This window comes from Microbacterium sp. NPDC089189, from assembly GCF_040685095.1.
Classification (GTDB): domain Bacteria; phylum Actinomycetota; class Actinomycetes; order Actinomycetales; family Microbacteriaceae; genus Microbacterium.
Genome location: NZ_JBFBHG010000005.1, coordinates 125,537 through 139,563 on the forward strand (window position 1 = coordinate 125,537; position 14,027 = coordinate 139,563).

Here is a 14,027-nt window from a genome sequence, read left to right on the forward strand (position 1 = left end):
TCCTAGGCTCGGAGCATGAGCCGCATCCGCCCGTTCCGTGCCGGCGACGAGGCCGCGCTCGCCGACATCTGCCTGCGCACCGCGGATGCCGGGGCCGATGCGACGGGCCTGCTCGAGGACGATGCGCTCTGGGGCGACATCTTCGTCCTGCCGTACGTGGCGCGTCATCCCGATCTCGCGTTCGTGGTCGCCACCGATGACGATCGGGTGGCCGGTTACGTCGTGGCCACGGACGACACGCGTGCGTTCGAGGACTGGTTCGGGGAGTCGTGGTGGCCCGGCCGCCGGGCGCGCTTCGCGGTGCCCGAGGCGGCAGACCGCACGCGCGACCTGCTGGCGTACGCCGACGCCCGCCGGGCCGGCGCGGAGCCGTTCGGCGACACGCATCCCGCGCACCTGCACATCGACCTGCTGCCCGAGCTCCAGGGACAGGGCTGGGGACGCCGGCTCATCGACCGTGCCCTCGAGGAGCTCCGCCTCCGCGGCGTGACGGGCGTCCATCTCGTGGCCGCCGCCGACAACACCGGCGCCGCCGCCTTCTACGACCGCCTCGGCTTCGTGCGCCTGCCCTCCCCGCCGGGCGCGCAGGCCTTCGCCCTCGCCCTCTGAGGCAGCTCACCGCGGCCCGCTGTCGCGGTGCGCTGCTGCGCCGCCCTGCTGCTGCGCCGCGCTGCGCCGCCGCGTCGCCGCCGAGCGGAGGGGATCGAGCCAGCGGAGGACCCATCCGCGGGTTTCGGTCCTCCCTTCGCTCGATCTCCTCCCGCCGATGTCGTTGGGGTCGCCCAGCGCGAGGCGACGCCGACAGGAGAGGAGGCGCGTCGAGCCGAGGGGGCTAGGCCAGGCGGCCGGATTCCAGGCGCACCTCGCGGTCGACGAGTCCGGCGGGGACCGCCACGTGCGAGACGAGGATGACGGCGCGGTCCTCGCCGACGGCGCCGAGCAGGTCGGTCAGCAGGGCGTCGGATGCGGCGGGGTCCACGCCCGCGGTCGGCTCGTCCAGGACGAGCACGGGGAACGCGGCGAGCAGCGCGCGGGCGAGCGCGATGCGCTGCGCCTGCCCGCCCGAGACGAGTGCGCCGCGTTCGCCGAGCGACGCGTCGAGGCCGCCGCGCCCTCGCGCCCATGAGCCCAGGCCCACGCGCTCGAGCACGTCCCACAGGTCGTCATCGCGCGCCGTGTCGCGGGCGAAGAGCAGGTTCTGGCGCAGCGACTCGTCGAAGAGGTACGGCGACTGCTCGCACAGGCCCACGGTGCGGCGCAGGTCGTCGCCGGAGATGTCGCGAGCCTCCACATCCCCGATCCGGTACGAGCCGTCGTAGTCGAGGAAGCGCACGAGCACGTGTGCGAGCGTGGTCTTGCCGGCGCCGCTCGGGCCCGTGACCAGCACACGCTCGCCGGGGGCGACCCGCAGGTCGATGTCGACGAGTCGTCCCGCGTCGTCGACGGATGCGGCCGCGCCGCCATCGGCCGCGGTGCTGCCGGCGGGGCGATCCGGCCAGCGTGCGCCGACGCGTCGCAGCGTCAGGCCTGCGCCGAGGGTGGGCGCGACGCCGGTGGGCGCGGGCTCGTCCCGCGGGAGCCCGGCGGGCACCTCGTCGGGCACCGTGGCAGCGATGCGCTCCGCCGCGGTCCGCACCTGGCGCCACGAAGCGAGGGCGAGCGGGACGGGCCCGAACACCTCGAACATGGCCATCGGCAGCAGCACGACGACGGCGAGTGCGGGCCCATCGAATCCGCCCTGCCCGAGGACGCCGATGCAGGCGACGAGCGTCAACAGCGAGGCGACCCCGGCGAGCAGCGACACCGCACCCGAGGTGAGACCCTGCGCGCCCGCCCTCCGCACGGTGGCCGCGCGGAGGTCTTCGTCGGCGGCGCGGATGCGGGCGTGCGCGGTGTCGGTGGCATCGAAGGCGGTGAGCACGTCGAGCGAGGTCAACTCGTCGACGAGCGCGTCGGCCAGGCGTGAGCGGAGCGGCGCGACGGCGCGCTCGGCGCGAGCGCCTGCGCGCCAGCCCACCCAGACCGCCAGCGCGAAGGCGACGATCAGGCAGACGGCGAGCACGGCGCCGGCCGGGGGAGAGAGCAGCGCCACGAACACGACGCTCGCGAGCGAGGCGAGACCGGCGACGCCGAGCGGCATCACGACGCGCAGCGGGAGGTTCTGCAGTTCATCGACGTCATCGACGAGGCGCGAGAGCAGGGCGCCGCGCCGTGTGGTTCCCAGCCCGTCGGGCGCCAGCGGCACGATCCGGCGCACGAGAGCCGCGCGCACGATCGCCAGGCGCCCCAGAGTCGCGTCGTGCCCGGTGAGCCGCTCGAGATAGCGGAACACCCCGCGGCCCAGCGCGAACGCGCGGATCGCGACGACGACGGCGGTGATGTACATGACGGCCGGCTGCTCGGCGGAGCGCGCGATCAGCCAGGCGCTGGCCCCGAGCAGGGCGATCGCGCTGACAGCGGTGCCGACGCCCGCCGCGAGCGCCCACGAGAACTGGCGGAGCGGTGGCTGGGCAGAGCGCAGAACGTCGGTGGTCCTCATCGGGCGTCCTCCGTCTCGGAGTCGACGGGCACGCCGGTGGGCAGTGGCAGGGTGACGACGGTGTCGGCGATGGCGCGCGCCGAGGTGCGATGCGACACGAGCAGCACCCCCGCATCCTCGTCGTCGGCGACACGCCGCACGGTCTCCCACAGTGCGGCCTCGATGTCGGCGTCCAATGCGCTCGTCGGCTCGTCGAGGACGAGCACGCGCGCGGACGTGCGCCGCAGGCGGTAGAGCGCCCGGGCGACGGCCACCCGCTGCGCCTGACCGCCCGAGAGGCCGGCGCCGGTCGCGCCGAGCGTGACGTCGGCGCTGACATCGACGCGTGCCTCGGCGAGGCAGCGGCTCACGAGGGCCTGATCGGGATGCGGGTCGCCCAGGCTGACGTTCTCGGCCACGGTGCCCGCCAGCAGCCCCGCCCGCTGCCCGGACCAGGCGATGATCCCGCGCGCGGCCGCATCCGTGTCGCACGCGCGGCCGGCCACCTCGAGGACGCCCTCGAACGGCGCGAAGCCGAGGAGCGCGGCGATGATGCTCGACTTGCCGGCGCCGCTCGGGGCTTCCAGCAGCAGCACCTGGCCGGCGCGCACCGTGAGGTCGACGGGCCCGATGAGGTACTCGCCCCGGCGCACCGTCATCCCCCGCGCCGTCAGCAGCTCATTCGTCGCAGATGCGGGGTTGCGCTCCGCGCCACCCCGCATCTGCGACGAATGAGCAGAGGTGGCGGCGTGAGAAGAACCGGCGGCGGCACCACCACCGGCGACATCACCGGCGACACCACCGGCGACACCGCCTGCGGAGCCACTACCGGCGGCCGGAGCAGGGGCAGGGGCGGGGAGGGCGCGGGCGGCATCGAGGGTGGTGAAGATCTCGTCCGTGGCGGCCACGCCCTCGGCGGCGGCGTGGAACTGCACGCCCACCTGCCGCAGCGGGAGGTAGGCCTCGGGGGCCAGGAGCAGCACGAAGAGCCCGACGAGCAGCGGCATGTGCCCGCCCAGGAGGCGGAAGCCGATCTCCACCGCCACGATCGCGACCGAGATGGAGGCGAGGAACTCGAGGGCGAAGCCCGACAGGAACGACACCCGCAGCACCGTCATGGTCTCGCGCTTGTAGTCGCGGGTGACGGTCTCGATGCTGTCGGCGGCGCGGTGATGACGCCCGAACACCTTGAGCGTGCCGAGCCCGGCGATCGTGTCGGAGAAGCGCGCGGCCAGCCGCTGCAGCGTCGCGTACTGGTGCTTCTGCACGGTGCGCGTCGCGAGCCCGATGAGCACCATGAACACCGGGATGAGGGGCATCGTGAGCACGACGATGATCCCCGACAGCGGGTCGGCGATCAGCATCGTCAGCAGCAGGATGGGCAGGGTGATGGCCGTGGCGACCAGCTGCGGCAGGTAGCGGCCGAAGTAGGCGTCGAGTGCTTCGAGGCCGTGGCCCGCGGTGATCGCCAGCGCCGAGCTGTTGCGCTGCGAGAGCCAGGCGGGGCCGAGACGCTCGACCGCGCGCACGAGCCCGTCACGCAGCTGCAGCGAGGCGCGGGCGGCGCCGATGGCCGACGTCCGCTCGGAGGCGGCGATGAGGAGCCCACGGATGAGGGCGAGCCCGGCGGCGCCCGCGAGTGCCGGCAGGAGCGACTCGATCGGTGCTCCCTCGATGGCTCCGACGAGCGTCCAGGTGAGCAGCCACGCGAACCCGATGATCACACCGGTCTGCGCGAACACGATCGCGGCGGTGACCACCAGGAACGCCCGCGACGCGGTGCTGTAACGCAGCAGGCGCGGGTCGACGGGCCGGTTGCTCTCGCGCGGGGGCGCGTCGGCGGCATCCGTGGTCACAAGACGATCCTGCCTCATCTGTTCGCGGACCCGTCCGCGGCGAGGTCGCGGACGGAGGTGCCGCCGTGCGGTCCGAAGGGGACCGAACCGCACGGCGGCGGTCTCAATGGGCGACAGCGGCCGCCTTCTCGATCCGCGAGCGGGTGACGCGCTTGCGGAAGATCCAGTACGTCCAGCCCTGGTACAGCAGCACCAGCGGCAGGAAGATCACCGCGGCCCACGTCATGATCGTGAGGGTGTAGTCGGTGCTCGACGCGTTCTCGATCGTCAGGGTGCCCGCGGGGTCCGTGCTGGAGGGCATCACGTTCGGGAACAGCGCGAGCCACAGGGCCAGCACCGCGAACGCGACGGTCGCGGCGCCGAAACCGAACGCCCAGCCCTCGCGGTCGGTCGCGTTCGCCAGCAGCGACGCGACGAGCAGGAGGGCGGCGAGGGCTGCGCAGACGATCACCAGGATCAGCGCCGGAGCGGCGGCGCCCGCGGCGTTCAGCACGGTCCACACCAGGAACGCCGCGGCCACGACGACCGTGAGCAGTCCGGACTTCGCCGCCAGGGCGCGCGCGTCCTTCCGCACCTGCCCGTCGGTCTTCAGCGCCACGAAGTACACGCCGTGGGTGAAGAACAGCAGCAGGGTCGTCAGGCCGCCGAGCAGCCCGTAGGGGTTGAGGAGGGTGAGGAGCGAGCCGGTGAACTCGTGGTCGGCGTCCAGCGGCACGCCCTGCACGATGTTGGCCACCGCGACGCCCCAGAGGAACGCCGGCACCGCGGAGCCGACGACGATCATCGTGTCGAACCCCTTCTTCCACCGCAGGCTGTCGCGCTGGTGGCGGTACTCGAACGAGACGCCGCGCACGATGAGCGCCAACAGGATCAGCAGGAGCGCCAGGTAGAAGCCGCTGAACAGGGTGGCGTACCACTCCGGGAAGGCCGCGAACAGGCACGCGCCGGCGACGATCACCCAGGTCTCGTTGAGATCCCAGACCGGGCCGATCGTGTTGATGATCTGACGGCGCCCGATGTCGTCCTTTCCGAGGAACGGCAGCGACATCCCGACCCCGAAGTCGAAGCCGTCGAGGACGAAGTAGCCGACGAACAGGATGCCGACGATGAAGAACCAGATGTAGGGAAGGTCCATGGCGCTCTCCTAGTAGACCGTCGTCGGGACGGAGGTGTCGGCGTCGTCGGAGTCGCCGTCGGGCGACTTCTCGGGGATCGGCTCGGGGCCCTTCTGCGCGGCCTTCAGGATGAGGCCGAACTCGACCACGGCCAGCACCGCGTAGATCAGCGTGAAGGCGATGAGCGAGATGAGCACGTTCCACCCCGGGACGCTGGGGGAGACGCCGTCCTCGGTCAGCATCAGGCCGAACACGATCCACGGCTGACGGCCCATCTCGGTGAACACCCACCCGGTGAGGCTGCCGAGCAGCGGCAGCGGAGCCGACCAGATCGCGACGCGCCATGCCCACTGCGGGACGGTGCGCGTGGCCTTCTTGCGCGTGATCCACAGGCCCACGACGGAGATGAGGGCGGCGACCGCGCCGAAGCCCATCATCCAGCGGAACGACCAGTAGGTGACCCAGATGACCGGGGCGAAGGGGAGCTCGCCGCCGAGCTGGTCGGCGAACATCGGCCACGCCTGGGTGTAGTCCGCGTTGAGGTTGTTGATGCCCTCCACGCAGCCGTCGAGGGTGTGGGTGGACAGGAACGACAGCAGGTACGGCACGCGGAGCGACCAGATCTCGCTCGTCCCGTCGGGGGTGCCGAGGGAGAAGAGCGAGAACGACGCATCCGCCCCGCAGGCGGTGTTGTACAGCGCCTCCGCCGCGGCCATCTTCATGGGCTGCGTCGCCACCATCTGCAGACCCAGCTGGTCGCCCGACAGCGCGACGCCGATGAACGAGCCGAGCACCATCCACATCCCGAGCCGGAGGGCCGGACGCATGGCCTCGACGTGCTGCGAGCGCGCCATGTGCCAGGCGGCCACCGCGACGACGACGGCCGCGGCGAACATGATCGCGGCGAACATCGTGTGAGGGAAGGTGGCCAGCGCGACGCGGTTGGTCAGCACGGCGAAGATGTCGGTGAGCTCGGCGCGACCGCCGTCCTCGGCCATCTGGTAGCCGACCGGGTTCTGCATGAACGAGTTGGCGGCGAGGATGAAGTACGCCGACATCACCGCGCCGATCCACGCCATCCAGATGGTGGCGAGGTGCAGGCGCCGCGACAGGCGATCCCACCCGAAGATCCATAGACCGATGAAGGTCGCCTCGAAGAAGAACGCCAGCAGCCCCTCGAATGCCAGGGGAGCGCCGAAGACGTCGCCGACGAAGCGCGAGTAGGCCGACCAGTTCATGCCGAACTGGAACTCCTGCACGATGCCGGTGACGACACCCATGGCGAAGTTGATGAGGAAGATCTTGCCGAACAGCCGGGTGAGCTGCAGCCACTTGGTGTGGCCGGTGCGCACCCACGCGCTCTGGAAGATCGCGACGATCAGACCCATCCCGAGCGTGAGCGGCACGAACAGGTAGTGGTACAGCGTCGTGAGGCCGAACTGCCAGCGCGCGAGCGCGAGCGGATCCAAGAATTCCATCGAGCGTCCCCTTCTCGGCTGCGGCGGCCGGGGTCGTCTTCGAGACGGGGTCGACGCAGGTTGGACCTAGTTTCGCAAAAGGTAAGACCACTAATCCGAGTGCTGGCCGTGAATAATCCGAGAGCGCGTTTCGGGGTCGCACGGCCCGACACCCGCGGAGAGGGCCGTACGCTCGGTGCATGGCGGATGAGCGAGCGGAGGCCCGGCGATGACGGCTGTCCCCGTGGCCATCCGCTCCCGCCCGCCTGTCGCCCAGGCGTCGGCGCCGGGGTCCCCCCTCGTCGACGGTTTCGGTCGCGTGCACCGGGATCTGCGCATCTCGCTCACCGACCGATGCTCGCTGCGGTGCACCTACTGCATGCCCGAGCAGGGCAACGAATGGCTGGCCCGCGAGAGCATCCTGACCATCGACGAGATCGAGCGCGTGGCGCGGGTCGCGGCCGCCGCGGGCATCACGACCTTCCGGCTGACCGGCGGCGAGCCGCTGCTGCGCCGCGACATCGTCGACGTGGTGCGGCGGCTGTCCGTCATCGAGAGCCCCGACGGCCCCGTCTCGATCGCCATGACGACCAACGGCATCCGGCTCCCCGAGGTGCTTCCCGCCCTGGTGGATGCGGGACTGCAGCGCCTCAACATCTCGGTCGACACGATCCAGCGCGAGCGCTTCGCCGCGCTCACCCGCCGGGACCGGCTCGACGACGTGCTGGAGGGGATCGCCGCGGCGGCCGCATCCGGACTCCGGCCCCTCAAACTCAACGCCGTCGCGATGCGCGACGTGAACGATGACGAGCTCGTCGATCTCGTGGCCTTCGCCGTCGAGCACGGCGCGCAGATGCGGTTCATCGAGCAGATGCCGCTGGATGCCGGTCACACCTGGGACCGCACGCGCATGGTCACGCGGGACGAGATCCTCGAGGCGCTGCGCACGCGCTGGGAGCTCACGCCGGTGCCCGGTCGCGGCGGCGCTCCCGCCGAGCGCTGGACGCTCGACGGCGGTCCGCACACCGTCGGCGTCATCGCCTCGGTCACGGCGCCGTTCTGCGGCGACTGCGACCGGATGCGGCTGACGGCCGACGGACAGCTGCGCAACTGCCTGTTCTCGACGACCGAGTACGACCTCGTGCCGATCATGCGCGGCGGCGAGGATGACGCCGCGATCGACGCGATGCTGCGCTCCTGCGTGGGCGGCAAGCTCGCCGGGCACGCGATCGACGACCCCTCCTTCCTGCAGCCCGCGCGCGGGATGAACGCGATCGGGGGCTGAGCATGGGCCGGATCACCGCGCGCCGTCCCGTCGTGCGCCTCTCGGTCGGCTCCGAGCCGACGCGTCGGGCCGACATGCTCGCCGTCGAGGAGCCGTTGGAGATCCGCGTCGCCGGGACGCCACTCGCCGTCACGATGCGCACGCCCGGCCACGACGTGGAGCTGGCCGCCGGCTTCCTCGTCTCCGAGGGCGTGATCGCCCGCCGCGACGAGTTCTCGGGGGCCATCCACTGCGGAGGGCCGGGCACGGGCGGCGTCGAGAACACGTACAACGTGCTCGATCTCACCCTGGCACCCGGCGTCGCGCCGCCGGCGCCCGAGGTCGCGCGGAACTTCTACACGACGAGCTCGTGCGGCGTGTGCGGCAAGGCGTCGATCGAGGCCGTCGAGACGGTGTCGCGGTACGACGTGGCTGAGGATGACGCCGTCGTCGACGCGGCGCGACTGGTCGAGTATCCCGAGCGGCTCCGTGCGGAGCAGGCGGTGTTCGCCAAGACGGGCGGACTGCACGCCGCCGCGTTGTTCGACGCGGCGGGGGAGCTCCTCGTCGTCCGCGAGGATGTGGGGCGCCACAACGCCGTCGACAAGATCATCGGCTGGGCCTTGCTCCAGGACCTGCTGCCGCTGCGCTCGGTCGTGCTGCAGGTGTCGGGCAGGGCGAGCTTCGAACTGGTGCAGAAGGCCGTGATGGCCGGCATCCCCATCCTGTCCGCGGTGTCGGCACCGTCGTCGCTCGCCGTCGAGCTCGCCGTCACCTCCGGGCTCACCCTCGCGGGCTTCGTGCGCGCGCCGTCGTTGAACGTCTACAGCCGGCCGGAGCGGATCCTCGCGACGGTCTGAGCGCGTGCGCGCTCAGACGCGCGCGGGCTGCGGGCTGGACACGCCGCTGACGACGGGCTCGGCGGAGCGCATCTTCATGAGGCGCACGACGCAGTTGCGCGGATCGCAGGATGCCGCCATCCGGTCGACGCGCAGCGGCCCGCCGGCTTCGGCGAGCACGCCGTCCATCAGGCCGAGGTGCACGGCGCACAGCGTCTCGCGGTGGTCGGGGTCCGCGCCGGCGTTGGGGCAGGGGGAGATGTCGACGGTGAGCTCGGCTTCGTCGACGATCGGGTCGAACCCGGCATCTCCGAGATCCTCGATCAGAGCGTCGATCTGGTGGACGGCATCGGAGGAGAGGCCGCTCTCGGCGCTGTCGGTCCACGGCATCACGCGGCGCATCAGATCGCCCCGCTGGGCGGCCTCCCGCACCTTGCGCTGGGCGACGGCGCTCAGCCCCTGCCGGTCGGAGGTCGTGCTGTAGAGCACGCGGGGGCGTCCGCGGGTCGTGCGCCGCTCTGTCTCGGCCACGATGTAGCCGCCGTCGATCAGGCGCTGCAGGTGCTCGCGCACCGTGTTGGCGTGCAGGTCGGTGGCCTCGCACAGCTCGGTGATCGTCCGCTGGCCGCGCTTCTGCAGGGCGTGGAGGATCTGCACTCGGGAGTAGCTGGAGATGGCGCTGTAGCCGGGACGGGTCATGTGTTCATTGTGCGCTTTTTCGCGGCGAATTGAAAGGTCAGACCACAACATTTCTCAGGCGGGGGATCGGAAGCCGCCGTGGGCCGCGACACGCGCCGCCGCGCCCCATAGCACGGGTACGGGCGGGGCCCCGCGAGGTGAGAGAGTGTCTCCATGGCCTCCGTGCGCACCGGCATCGTCTTCAACCCGAGCAAGACCAAGCGGGAGGAGCTGGAGCGGGCGTGGGCCTCCGTCAGCCCCGACACCGAGCCCGAGTGGTTCGAGACGACCCCCGAAGATCCGGGCCAGGGTCCCGCGCGCGCCGCGGTCGAGGCGGGGTGCGAGCTGGTCATCGCCGCGGGCGGCGACGGCACCGTCCGCGCCGTGGCCGAGGCGCTCGCCGGAACCGGGGTGACGCTCGGCATCGTGCCGCGCGGCACCGGCAACCTGCTGGCGCGGAACCTCGGCGTGCCGCTGCTGAGCGTGCCCGCCGCCCTCCGCCGTGCGGTCACGGAGGAGCCGCGGGCGATGGACATCGGCGTCGTCGACATGACGACGGAGAAGGGCGTCGAGTCCCACGCGTTCGTCGTGATGGTCGGGTTCGGCCTGGACGCGCAGATGCTGGCCGAGACCGACGACGACCTCAAGTCGCGGGCGGGCTGGCTGGCCTACGTCGCTGCGATGGGGCGCGCGCTGTCGACCTCGAGCGTGCTCTCGGTGAGCGTCGCCGTCGACGACGAGGAGGCCGCGGAGGTCGAGGCGCACACGCTGCTGATCGGCAACTGCGGCGCGATCCAGGGCGGTGTCACGCTCTTCCCCGATGCCGAACTCGACGACGGCCAGCTCGATCTGCTCGTGCTCAGCGCCGCCGGGCCGCTCGAGTGGATGGACACCTTCCGCGCCGCGGTCTGGGACAACGGCGTGATGCGTCTCTTCGACAAGGACCGTGCCGCCACGAGCACCGAGAGCGCCCGCCACGGGCAGGCCACGCGCGTGCGCGTCGAGCTCTCCGAGCCCCGCGCGTTCGAGATCGACGGCGAAGAGGTCGGCGAGGTCACCGCGTTCGAGGCGCGCATCGAGGCGGGCGCCCTGCGCGTCAGCTGAGAGCCGCACGCGTCGCGTGACCTGCGAGAATGAGGCCATGCGGCGCTCCTCGACTCCACGCCTCGCGCGCGGTGTCACGGCAGCCTCCGTGGCGACGTTCGTCGCTCTGCTCTCGCACGTCGCCGGTGGTGGGCAGATGCCGGCCTGGATCGGCATCGTCGTGCCGTGGCTGCTGTCGGTCGTGGTGTGCCTGGCGCTGTCCGGCCGCCGGACCTCGGTCATCCGCACCGGCATCGGCGTCGCCCTCAGCCAGGTGCTCTTCCACCTGCTCTTCGTTCTCGGCACCTTCGCCCCGTCCGCAGGCTCCGCGATCCCGGCCGGACACGTGCACACCGCCGGCATGGTCATGTCGGCGCCCGACGCGTCGTCGGCCGCCCTCGTCGCCGATGCCACGATGTGGATGTGGCACGTCGCCGCCGGGGCCGTGACCGTCCTGGCGTTGCACCGGGGTGAACGCGCGCTGCTGGCGCTCCTCGCGCTGCAGGGCGAGATCACCCGGTGGGTACGTCGCCGGATCCTCGCCGCCATCCGGGTTCCTCGTCCCGTCGTCGCGCGCCGCATCCACGCGGCTGCGCACCGTCTTCTCCCGCCGCCTCCGTCGGCACCGGCACCGGCGCTCCTTCCTCGCCGCGGTCCGCCGCTCGCCTCCGCGATCTGATCCGCTGTCCCGACCGCTGCGCGGTGGGGAGGCGCTCACACGGGCACGCCGTGCGCTCCCGTGTTCCCGCGCACGCCTGCGCCCGCGCCGGGTCTCCCGGCATCTCCGACGCCTTCGGGCGTTCGACGGAAGGTTTCTCCATGTCCCGATTCCGCGTTCTCGCGGCAGGGATGGGGCTGGCCGCCGTGGTCGTTCTGACCGCGGCACTGCCCGCATCCGCTCACGACGAACTCGTCGCGAGCACGCCCACCGACGGCGAGCAGCTCGCCGCCGCTCCCACAGCCATCGAGCTCGACTACTCGGCCGAGGTCCTCGACGTCGGGGCCCTCGTCATCGTGGCCGACGCCGATGATCACGACTGGGTCGCCGGTCCCGCTGTCGTCTCGGGCACCTCGGTGTCCGTCCCCCTGACGGAGAACATGCCCGACGGGGGATACGAGGTGCGGTGGCGCGTCGTCTCGAGCGATGGCCATCCGATCTCGGGGGTCATCCCGTTCGCCGTCGGTGACGCCGAGCCGCTCGTGCGCACCGCCGTACCGAGCGCGTCGCCCTCCGAGGCGGCGAGCACGGCGGCCCCCGACGCCGCGGGCACGGACACCGCGGCGTCCGAGGACGGCGGCGTGGTCCGGGTCGTTCTCATCGGTCTCGGCGGTGCGATCGTCGCGACCGCCGTCCTGCTCATCATCCACCTCCTGCGTCGTCGCGACCCCGCCGACGACGCCGACGGCCCGCGTCCGTGACCGGCCGTCCCTCCTCTCGAAAGGCACACTCATGAACACTCTCTCCTTCCGCACCCGCGCCGGCATCGTCGGCCTCGCGCTGGCCGCTCTCGCCCTCACCGGGTGCGCGGGCGCCCCGGCACCCGCCGTGACCGATGCCGCGCCCGCCGCCGATGCGATCTCGGTCACCGACGCGTGGGTCACGTCCGCCGACTCCGGGATGTCCGCCGGCTTCGGCTCGATCGAGAACGACGGCGACACCGACGTGACGGTCACCGCCGCCCTCTCCGAGGCCTCCTCGATGCTCGAGCTGCACGAGACCGTCGAGAACGAGTCCGGCGCGATGGTCATGCGTCAGATCGAGGGCGGCTTCGTCATCCCGGCGCACGGCTCGCTCGATCTCGCTCCCGGCGGCGACCACATCATGCTGATGGACCTCGCAGCGCCGCTCGTCGCGGGGGACGAGGTCACGTTCACGCTCGTCTTCGCCGACGACTCGCGGTTCACGTTCACGGCGCCGGTGAAGGACTACGCCGGTGCCAACGAGAACTACGAGGGCGGCGACGCGGACATGGACATGGAGCACTGATGCCCGCACGCGATCGCACACCCCGCACCGATCGCACCGGCGCCACCCGGCGGCAGTTCCTCTTCGGAGGGGCTGTCGCCGGGGTGGGCGCCGTCGCGGCGATCGGCATCGATGCGGCCGTCCGCGGCGGCGGCACGGCCGAGGCCGGGGCATCGACTCCGTTGAACGGCACGGCGACGGTGCCCTTCCACGGTGCGCACCAGGCCGGGATCGACACGGATGCCCAGGCGCACGCCGTGTTCGTCGCGCTCGATCTCGCGCCCGAGGTCGACCGGGAGGGACTGCGCCGGCTCCTGCGCATCCTCAGCGACGACGCCGCGCGGATGACGCAGGGCGAACCCGCGCTGGCCGACTCGGAGCCGGAGCTCGCCGTCACGCCCGCGCGTCTGACCGTCACCTTCGGGTTCGGCCCCGGTCTCGTCGCGCGAGCGGGAGGCGCCGTGCCGTCCTGGCTCGCTCCGCTTCCCGCTTTCACGATCGACCGCCTCCGGCCGGACTTCGGTGACGGAGACCTGCTCGTCCAGGTCGCGGCCGACGATCAGGTGACCGTCGCGCACGCCGTGCGCATGCTGCTGAAGGACGCGCGGAGCTTCACCTCCGTGCGCTGGACGCAGCGCGGCTTCCGACGTGCGCACGGTTCGGAGCGCCCCGGCACGACGATGCGCAACCTGTTCGGTCAGGTCGACGGCACGTCCAACCCGCTTCCGGGCACGACGGAGTTCGATCGTGTGGTGTGGGCGGAGGAGGGATGGCTCGCCGGCGGCACCGGCGCGGTCGTACGACGCATCCACATGGATCTGGATGCGTGGGATCGCCTCGACCGCCCGGGACGCGACCAGTCGGTCGGACGCTTCCAGTCCACGGGCGCGCCGCTGACCGGTACCGCGGAGTTCGACGAACCCGACTTCGCCGCGACCACGGCCATCGGGTTCCCCGTCATCCCGGAGTTCTCACACCTGCGACGCGCACGCAGTGAGAACGAGGGCGAGAAGATCTTCCGCCGCGGTTACAACTACGACGACGCACCCGGCGCCGGTGCGATCTCCGACGCCGGGTTGATCTTCGTGTCGTTCCAGGCCGATGTGGAGCGTCAGTTCGTGCCGATCCAACGGCGGCTCGACGAGCTCGATCTGCTCAACGAGTGGACGACGCCGATCGGTTCCGCCGTGTTCGCGATCCCGCCGGGGTGCGCGCCCGGCGGGTACATCGGTGAGACGTTGCTCGGCTGAG

The 14,027-nt window shown here is 71.9% G+C and carries 13 protein-coding genes; 8 read left to right on the top strand and 5 right to left on the bottom strand.

Going from position 1 to position 14,027, the window contains the following annotated elements; genetic code table 11:
• The first annotated feature begins 15 nt into the window (after positions 1 to 15).
• On the top strand, positions 16 to 609 hold the full coding sequence (locus AB0N73_RS04615) for a GNAT family N-acetyltransferase (protein WP_363560839.1): 594 nt from the start codon (positions 16 to 18) through the stop codon (positions 607 to 609).
• Positions 610 to 832: 223 nt separating this feature from the next.
• Here the strand turns inward: AB0N73_RS04615 and cydC are convergent, their stop codons facing one another.
• The 4 genes from cydC to AB0N73_RS04635 form a co-directional block, all read right to left on the bottom strand.
• Positions 833 to 2,539: a thiol reductant ABC exporter subunit CydC gene (gene cydC, locus AB0N73_RS04620; protein WP_363560841.1), complete on the bottom strand. Its 1,707-nt coding sequence runs from the start codon at positions 2,537 to 2,539 to the stop codon at positions 833 to 835.
• Positions 2,536 to 4,374 carry a thiol reductant ABC exporter subunit CydD gene (gene cydD / locus AB0N73_RS04625; RefSeq protein WP_363560843.1) on the bottom strand — a complete coding sequence of 613 codons (1,839 nt, stop codon included), beginning with the start codon at positions 4,372 to 4,374 and terminating at the stop codon, positions 2,536 to 2,538. The genes cydC and cydD overlap by 4 nt, the downstream gene beginning before the upstream one ends.
• Positions 4,375 to 4,477: 103 nt before the next feature.
• Complete coding sequence (gene cydB, locus AB0N73_RS04630; protein ID WP_363560845.1) at positions 4,478 to 5,509, bottom strand: cytochrome d ubiquinol oxidase subunit II; 1,032 nt, start codon at positions 5,507 to 5,509, stop codon at positions 4,478 to 4,480.
• A gap of 9 nt (positions 5,510 to 5,518) precedes the next feature.
• On the bottom strand, positions 5,519 to 6,967 hold the full coding sequence (locus AB0N73_RS04635; protein ID WP_363560847.1) for a cytochrome ubiquinol oxidase subunit I: 1,449 nt from the start codon (positions 6,965 to 6,967) through the stop codon (positions 5,519 to 5,521).
• A gap of 208 nt (positions 6,968 to 7,175) precedes the next feature.
• Here AB0N73_RS04635 and moaA point away from each other — a divergent pair, with 208 nt between their 5' ends.
• Together moaA and fdhD are read left to right on the top strand one after the other, a co-directional pair.
• A complete protein-coding gene (gene moaA, locus AB0N73_RS04640) occupies positions 7,176 to 8,231 on the top strand; it encodes a GTP 3',8-cyclase MoaA (protein WP_363560849.1) in 1,056 nt (351 codons plus the stop codon).
• Positions 8,232 to 8,233: 2 nt separating this feature from the next.
• Positions 8,234 to 9,070, top strand: a complete 837-nt coding sequence (gene fdhD, locus AB0N73_RS04645) for a formate dehydrogenase accessory sulfurtransferase FdhD (protein WP_363560851.1) — start codon at positions 8,234 to 8,236, stop codon at positions 9,068 to 9,070.
• Between the two features lie 12 nt (positions 9,071 to 9,082).
• Here fdhD and AB0N73_RS04650 read toward each other — a convergent pair whose 3' ends face one another.
• Positions 9,083 to 9,748 (bottom strand): ArsR family transcriptional regulator, encoded by a 666-nt coding sequence (locus AB0N73_RS04650; RefSeq protein ID WP_363560853.1) that lies wholly within the window; start codon positions 9,746 to 9,748, stop codon positions 9,083 to 9,085.
• Between the two features lie 153 nt (positions 9,749 to 9,901).
• On the opposite strand from AB0N73_RS04650, the gene AB0N73_RS04655 reads away from it, so the two are divergent.
• The 5 genes from AB0N73_RS04655 (at position 9,902) to AB0N73_RS04675 (ending at position 14,026) form a co-directional block, all read left to right on the top strand.
• On the top strand, positions 9,902 to 10,831 hold the full coding sequence (locus AB0N73_RS04655; RefSeq protein ID WP_363560855.1) for a diacylglycerol kinase family protein: 930 nt from the start codon (positions 9,902 to 9,904) through the stop codon (positions 10,829 to 10,831).
• 37 nt (positions 10,832 to 10,868) lie between these two features.
• Positions 10,869 to 11,489, top strand: coding sequence for a hypothetical protein (locus tag AB0N73_RS04660; protein WP_363560857.1), 621 nt, complete (start codon positions 10,869 to 10,871; stop codon positions 11,487 to 11,489).
• Between the two features lie 140 nt (positions 11,490 to 11,629).
• Entirely contained in the window at positions 11,630 to 12,229 is a 600-nt protein-coding gene (locus AB0N73_RS04665) for a copper resistance CopC family protein (protein WP_363560859.1), read from the top strand.
• Between the two features lie 31 nt (positions 12,230 to 12,260).
• Positions 12,261 to 12,797, top strand: a complete 537-nt coding sequence (locus AB0N73_RS04670) for a copper chaperone PCu(A)C (protein WP_363560861.1) — start codon at positions 12,261 to 12,263, stop codon at positions 12,795 to 12,797.
• Positions 12,797 to 14,026: a Dyp-type peroxidase gene (locus tag AB0N73_RS04675; protein WP_363560863.1), complete on the top strand. Its 1,230-nt coding sequence runs from the start codon at positions 12,797 to 12,799 to the stop codon at positions 14,024 to 14,026. The genes AB0N73_RS04670 and AB0N73_RS04675 overlap by 1 nt, the downstream gene beginning before the upstream one ends.
• Position 14,027 lies beyond the last annotated feature (1 nt).

Bases quoted from the DNA above. Each gene is read 5' to 3' on its own strand.
- fdhD (WP_363560851.1), top strand. From the start codon at position 8,234: ATGGGCCGGATCACCGCGCGCCGTCCCGTCGTGCGCCTCTCGGTCGGC.
- AB0N73_RS04650 (WP_363560853.1), bottom strand. From the start codon at position 9,748: ATGACCCGTCCCGGCTACAGCGCCATCTCCAGCTACTCCCGAGTGCAG.
- AB0N73_RS04665 (WP_363560859.1), top strand. From the start codon at position 11,630: ATGTCCCGATTCCGCGTTCTCGCGGCAGGGATGGGGCTGGCCGCCGTG.
- cydC (WP_363560841.1), bottom strand. From the start codon at position 2,539: ATGAGGACCACCGACGTTCTGCGCTCTGCCCAGCCACCGCTCCGCCAG.
- AB0N73_RS04670 (WP_363560861.1), top strand. From the start codon at position 12,261: ATGAACACTCTCTCCTTCCGCACCCGCGCCGGCATCGTCGGCCTCGCG.
- AB0N73_RS04635 (WP_363560847.1), bottom strand. From the start codon at position 6,967: ATGGAATTCTTGGATCCGCTCGCGCTCGCGCGCTGGCAGTTCGGCCTC.
- moaA (WP_363560849.1), top strand. From the start codon at position 7,176: ATGACGGCTGTCCCCGTGGCCATCCGCTCCCGCCCGCCTGTCGCCCAG.
- AB0N73_RS04660 (WP_363560857.1), top strand. From the start codon at position 10,869: ATGCGGCGCTCCTCGACTCCACGCCTCGCGCGCGGTGTCACGGCAGCC.
- AB0N73_RS04615 (WP_363560839.1), top strand. From the start codon at position 16: ATGAGCCGCATCCGCCCGTTCCGTGCCGGCGACGAGGCCGCGCTCGCC.
- cydB (WP_363560845.1), bottom strand. From the start codon at position 5,509: ATGGACCTTCCCTACATCTGGTTCTTCATCGTCGGCATCCTGTTCGTC.
- AB0N73_RS04675 (WP_363560863.1), top strand. From the start codon at position 12,797: ATGCCCGCACGCGATCGCACACCCCGCACCGATCGCACCGGCGCCACC.
- AB0N73_RS04655 (WP_363560855.1), top strand. From the start codon at position 9,902: ATGGCCTCCGTGCGCACCGGCATCGTCTTCAACCCGAGCAAGACCAAG.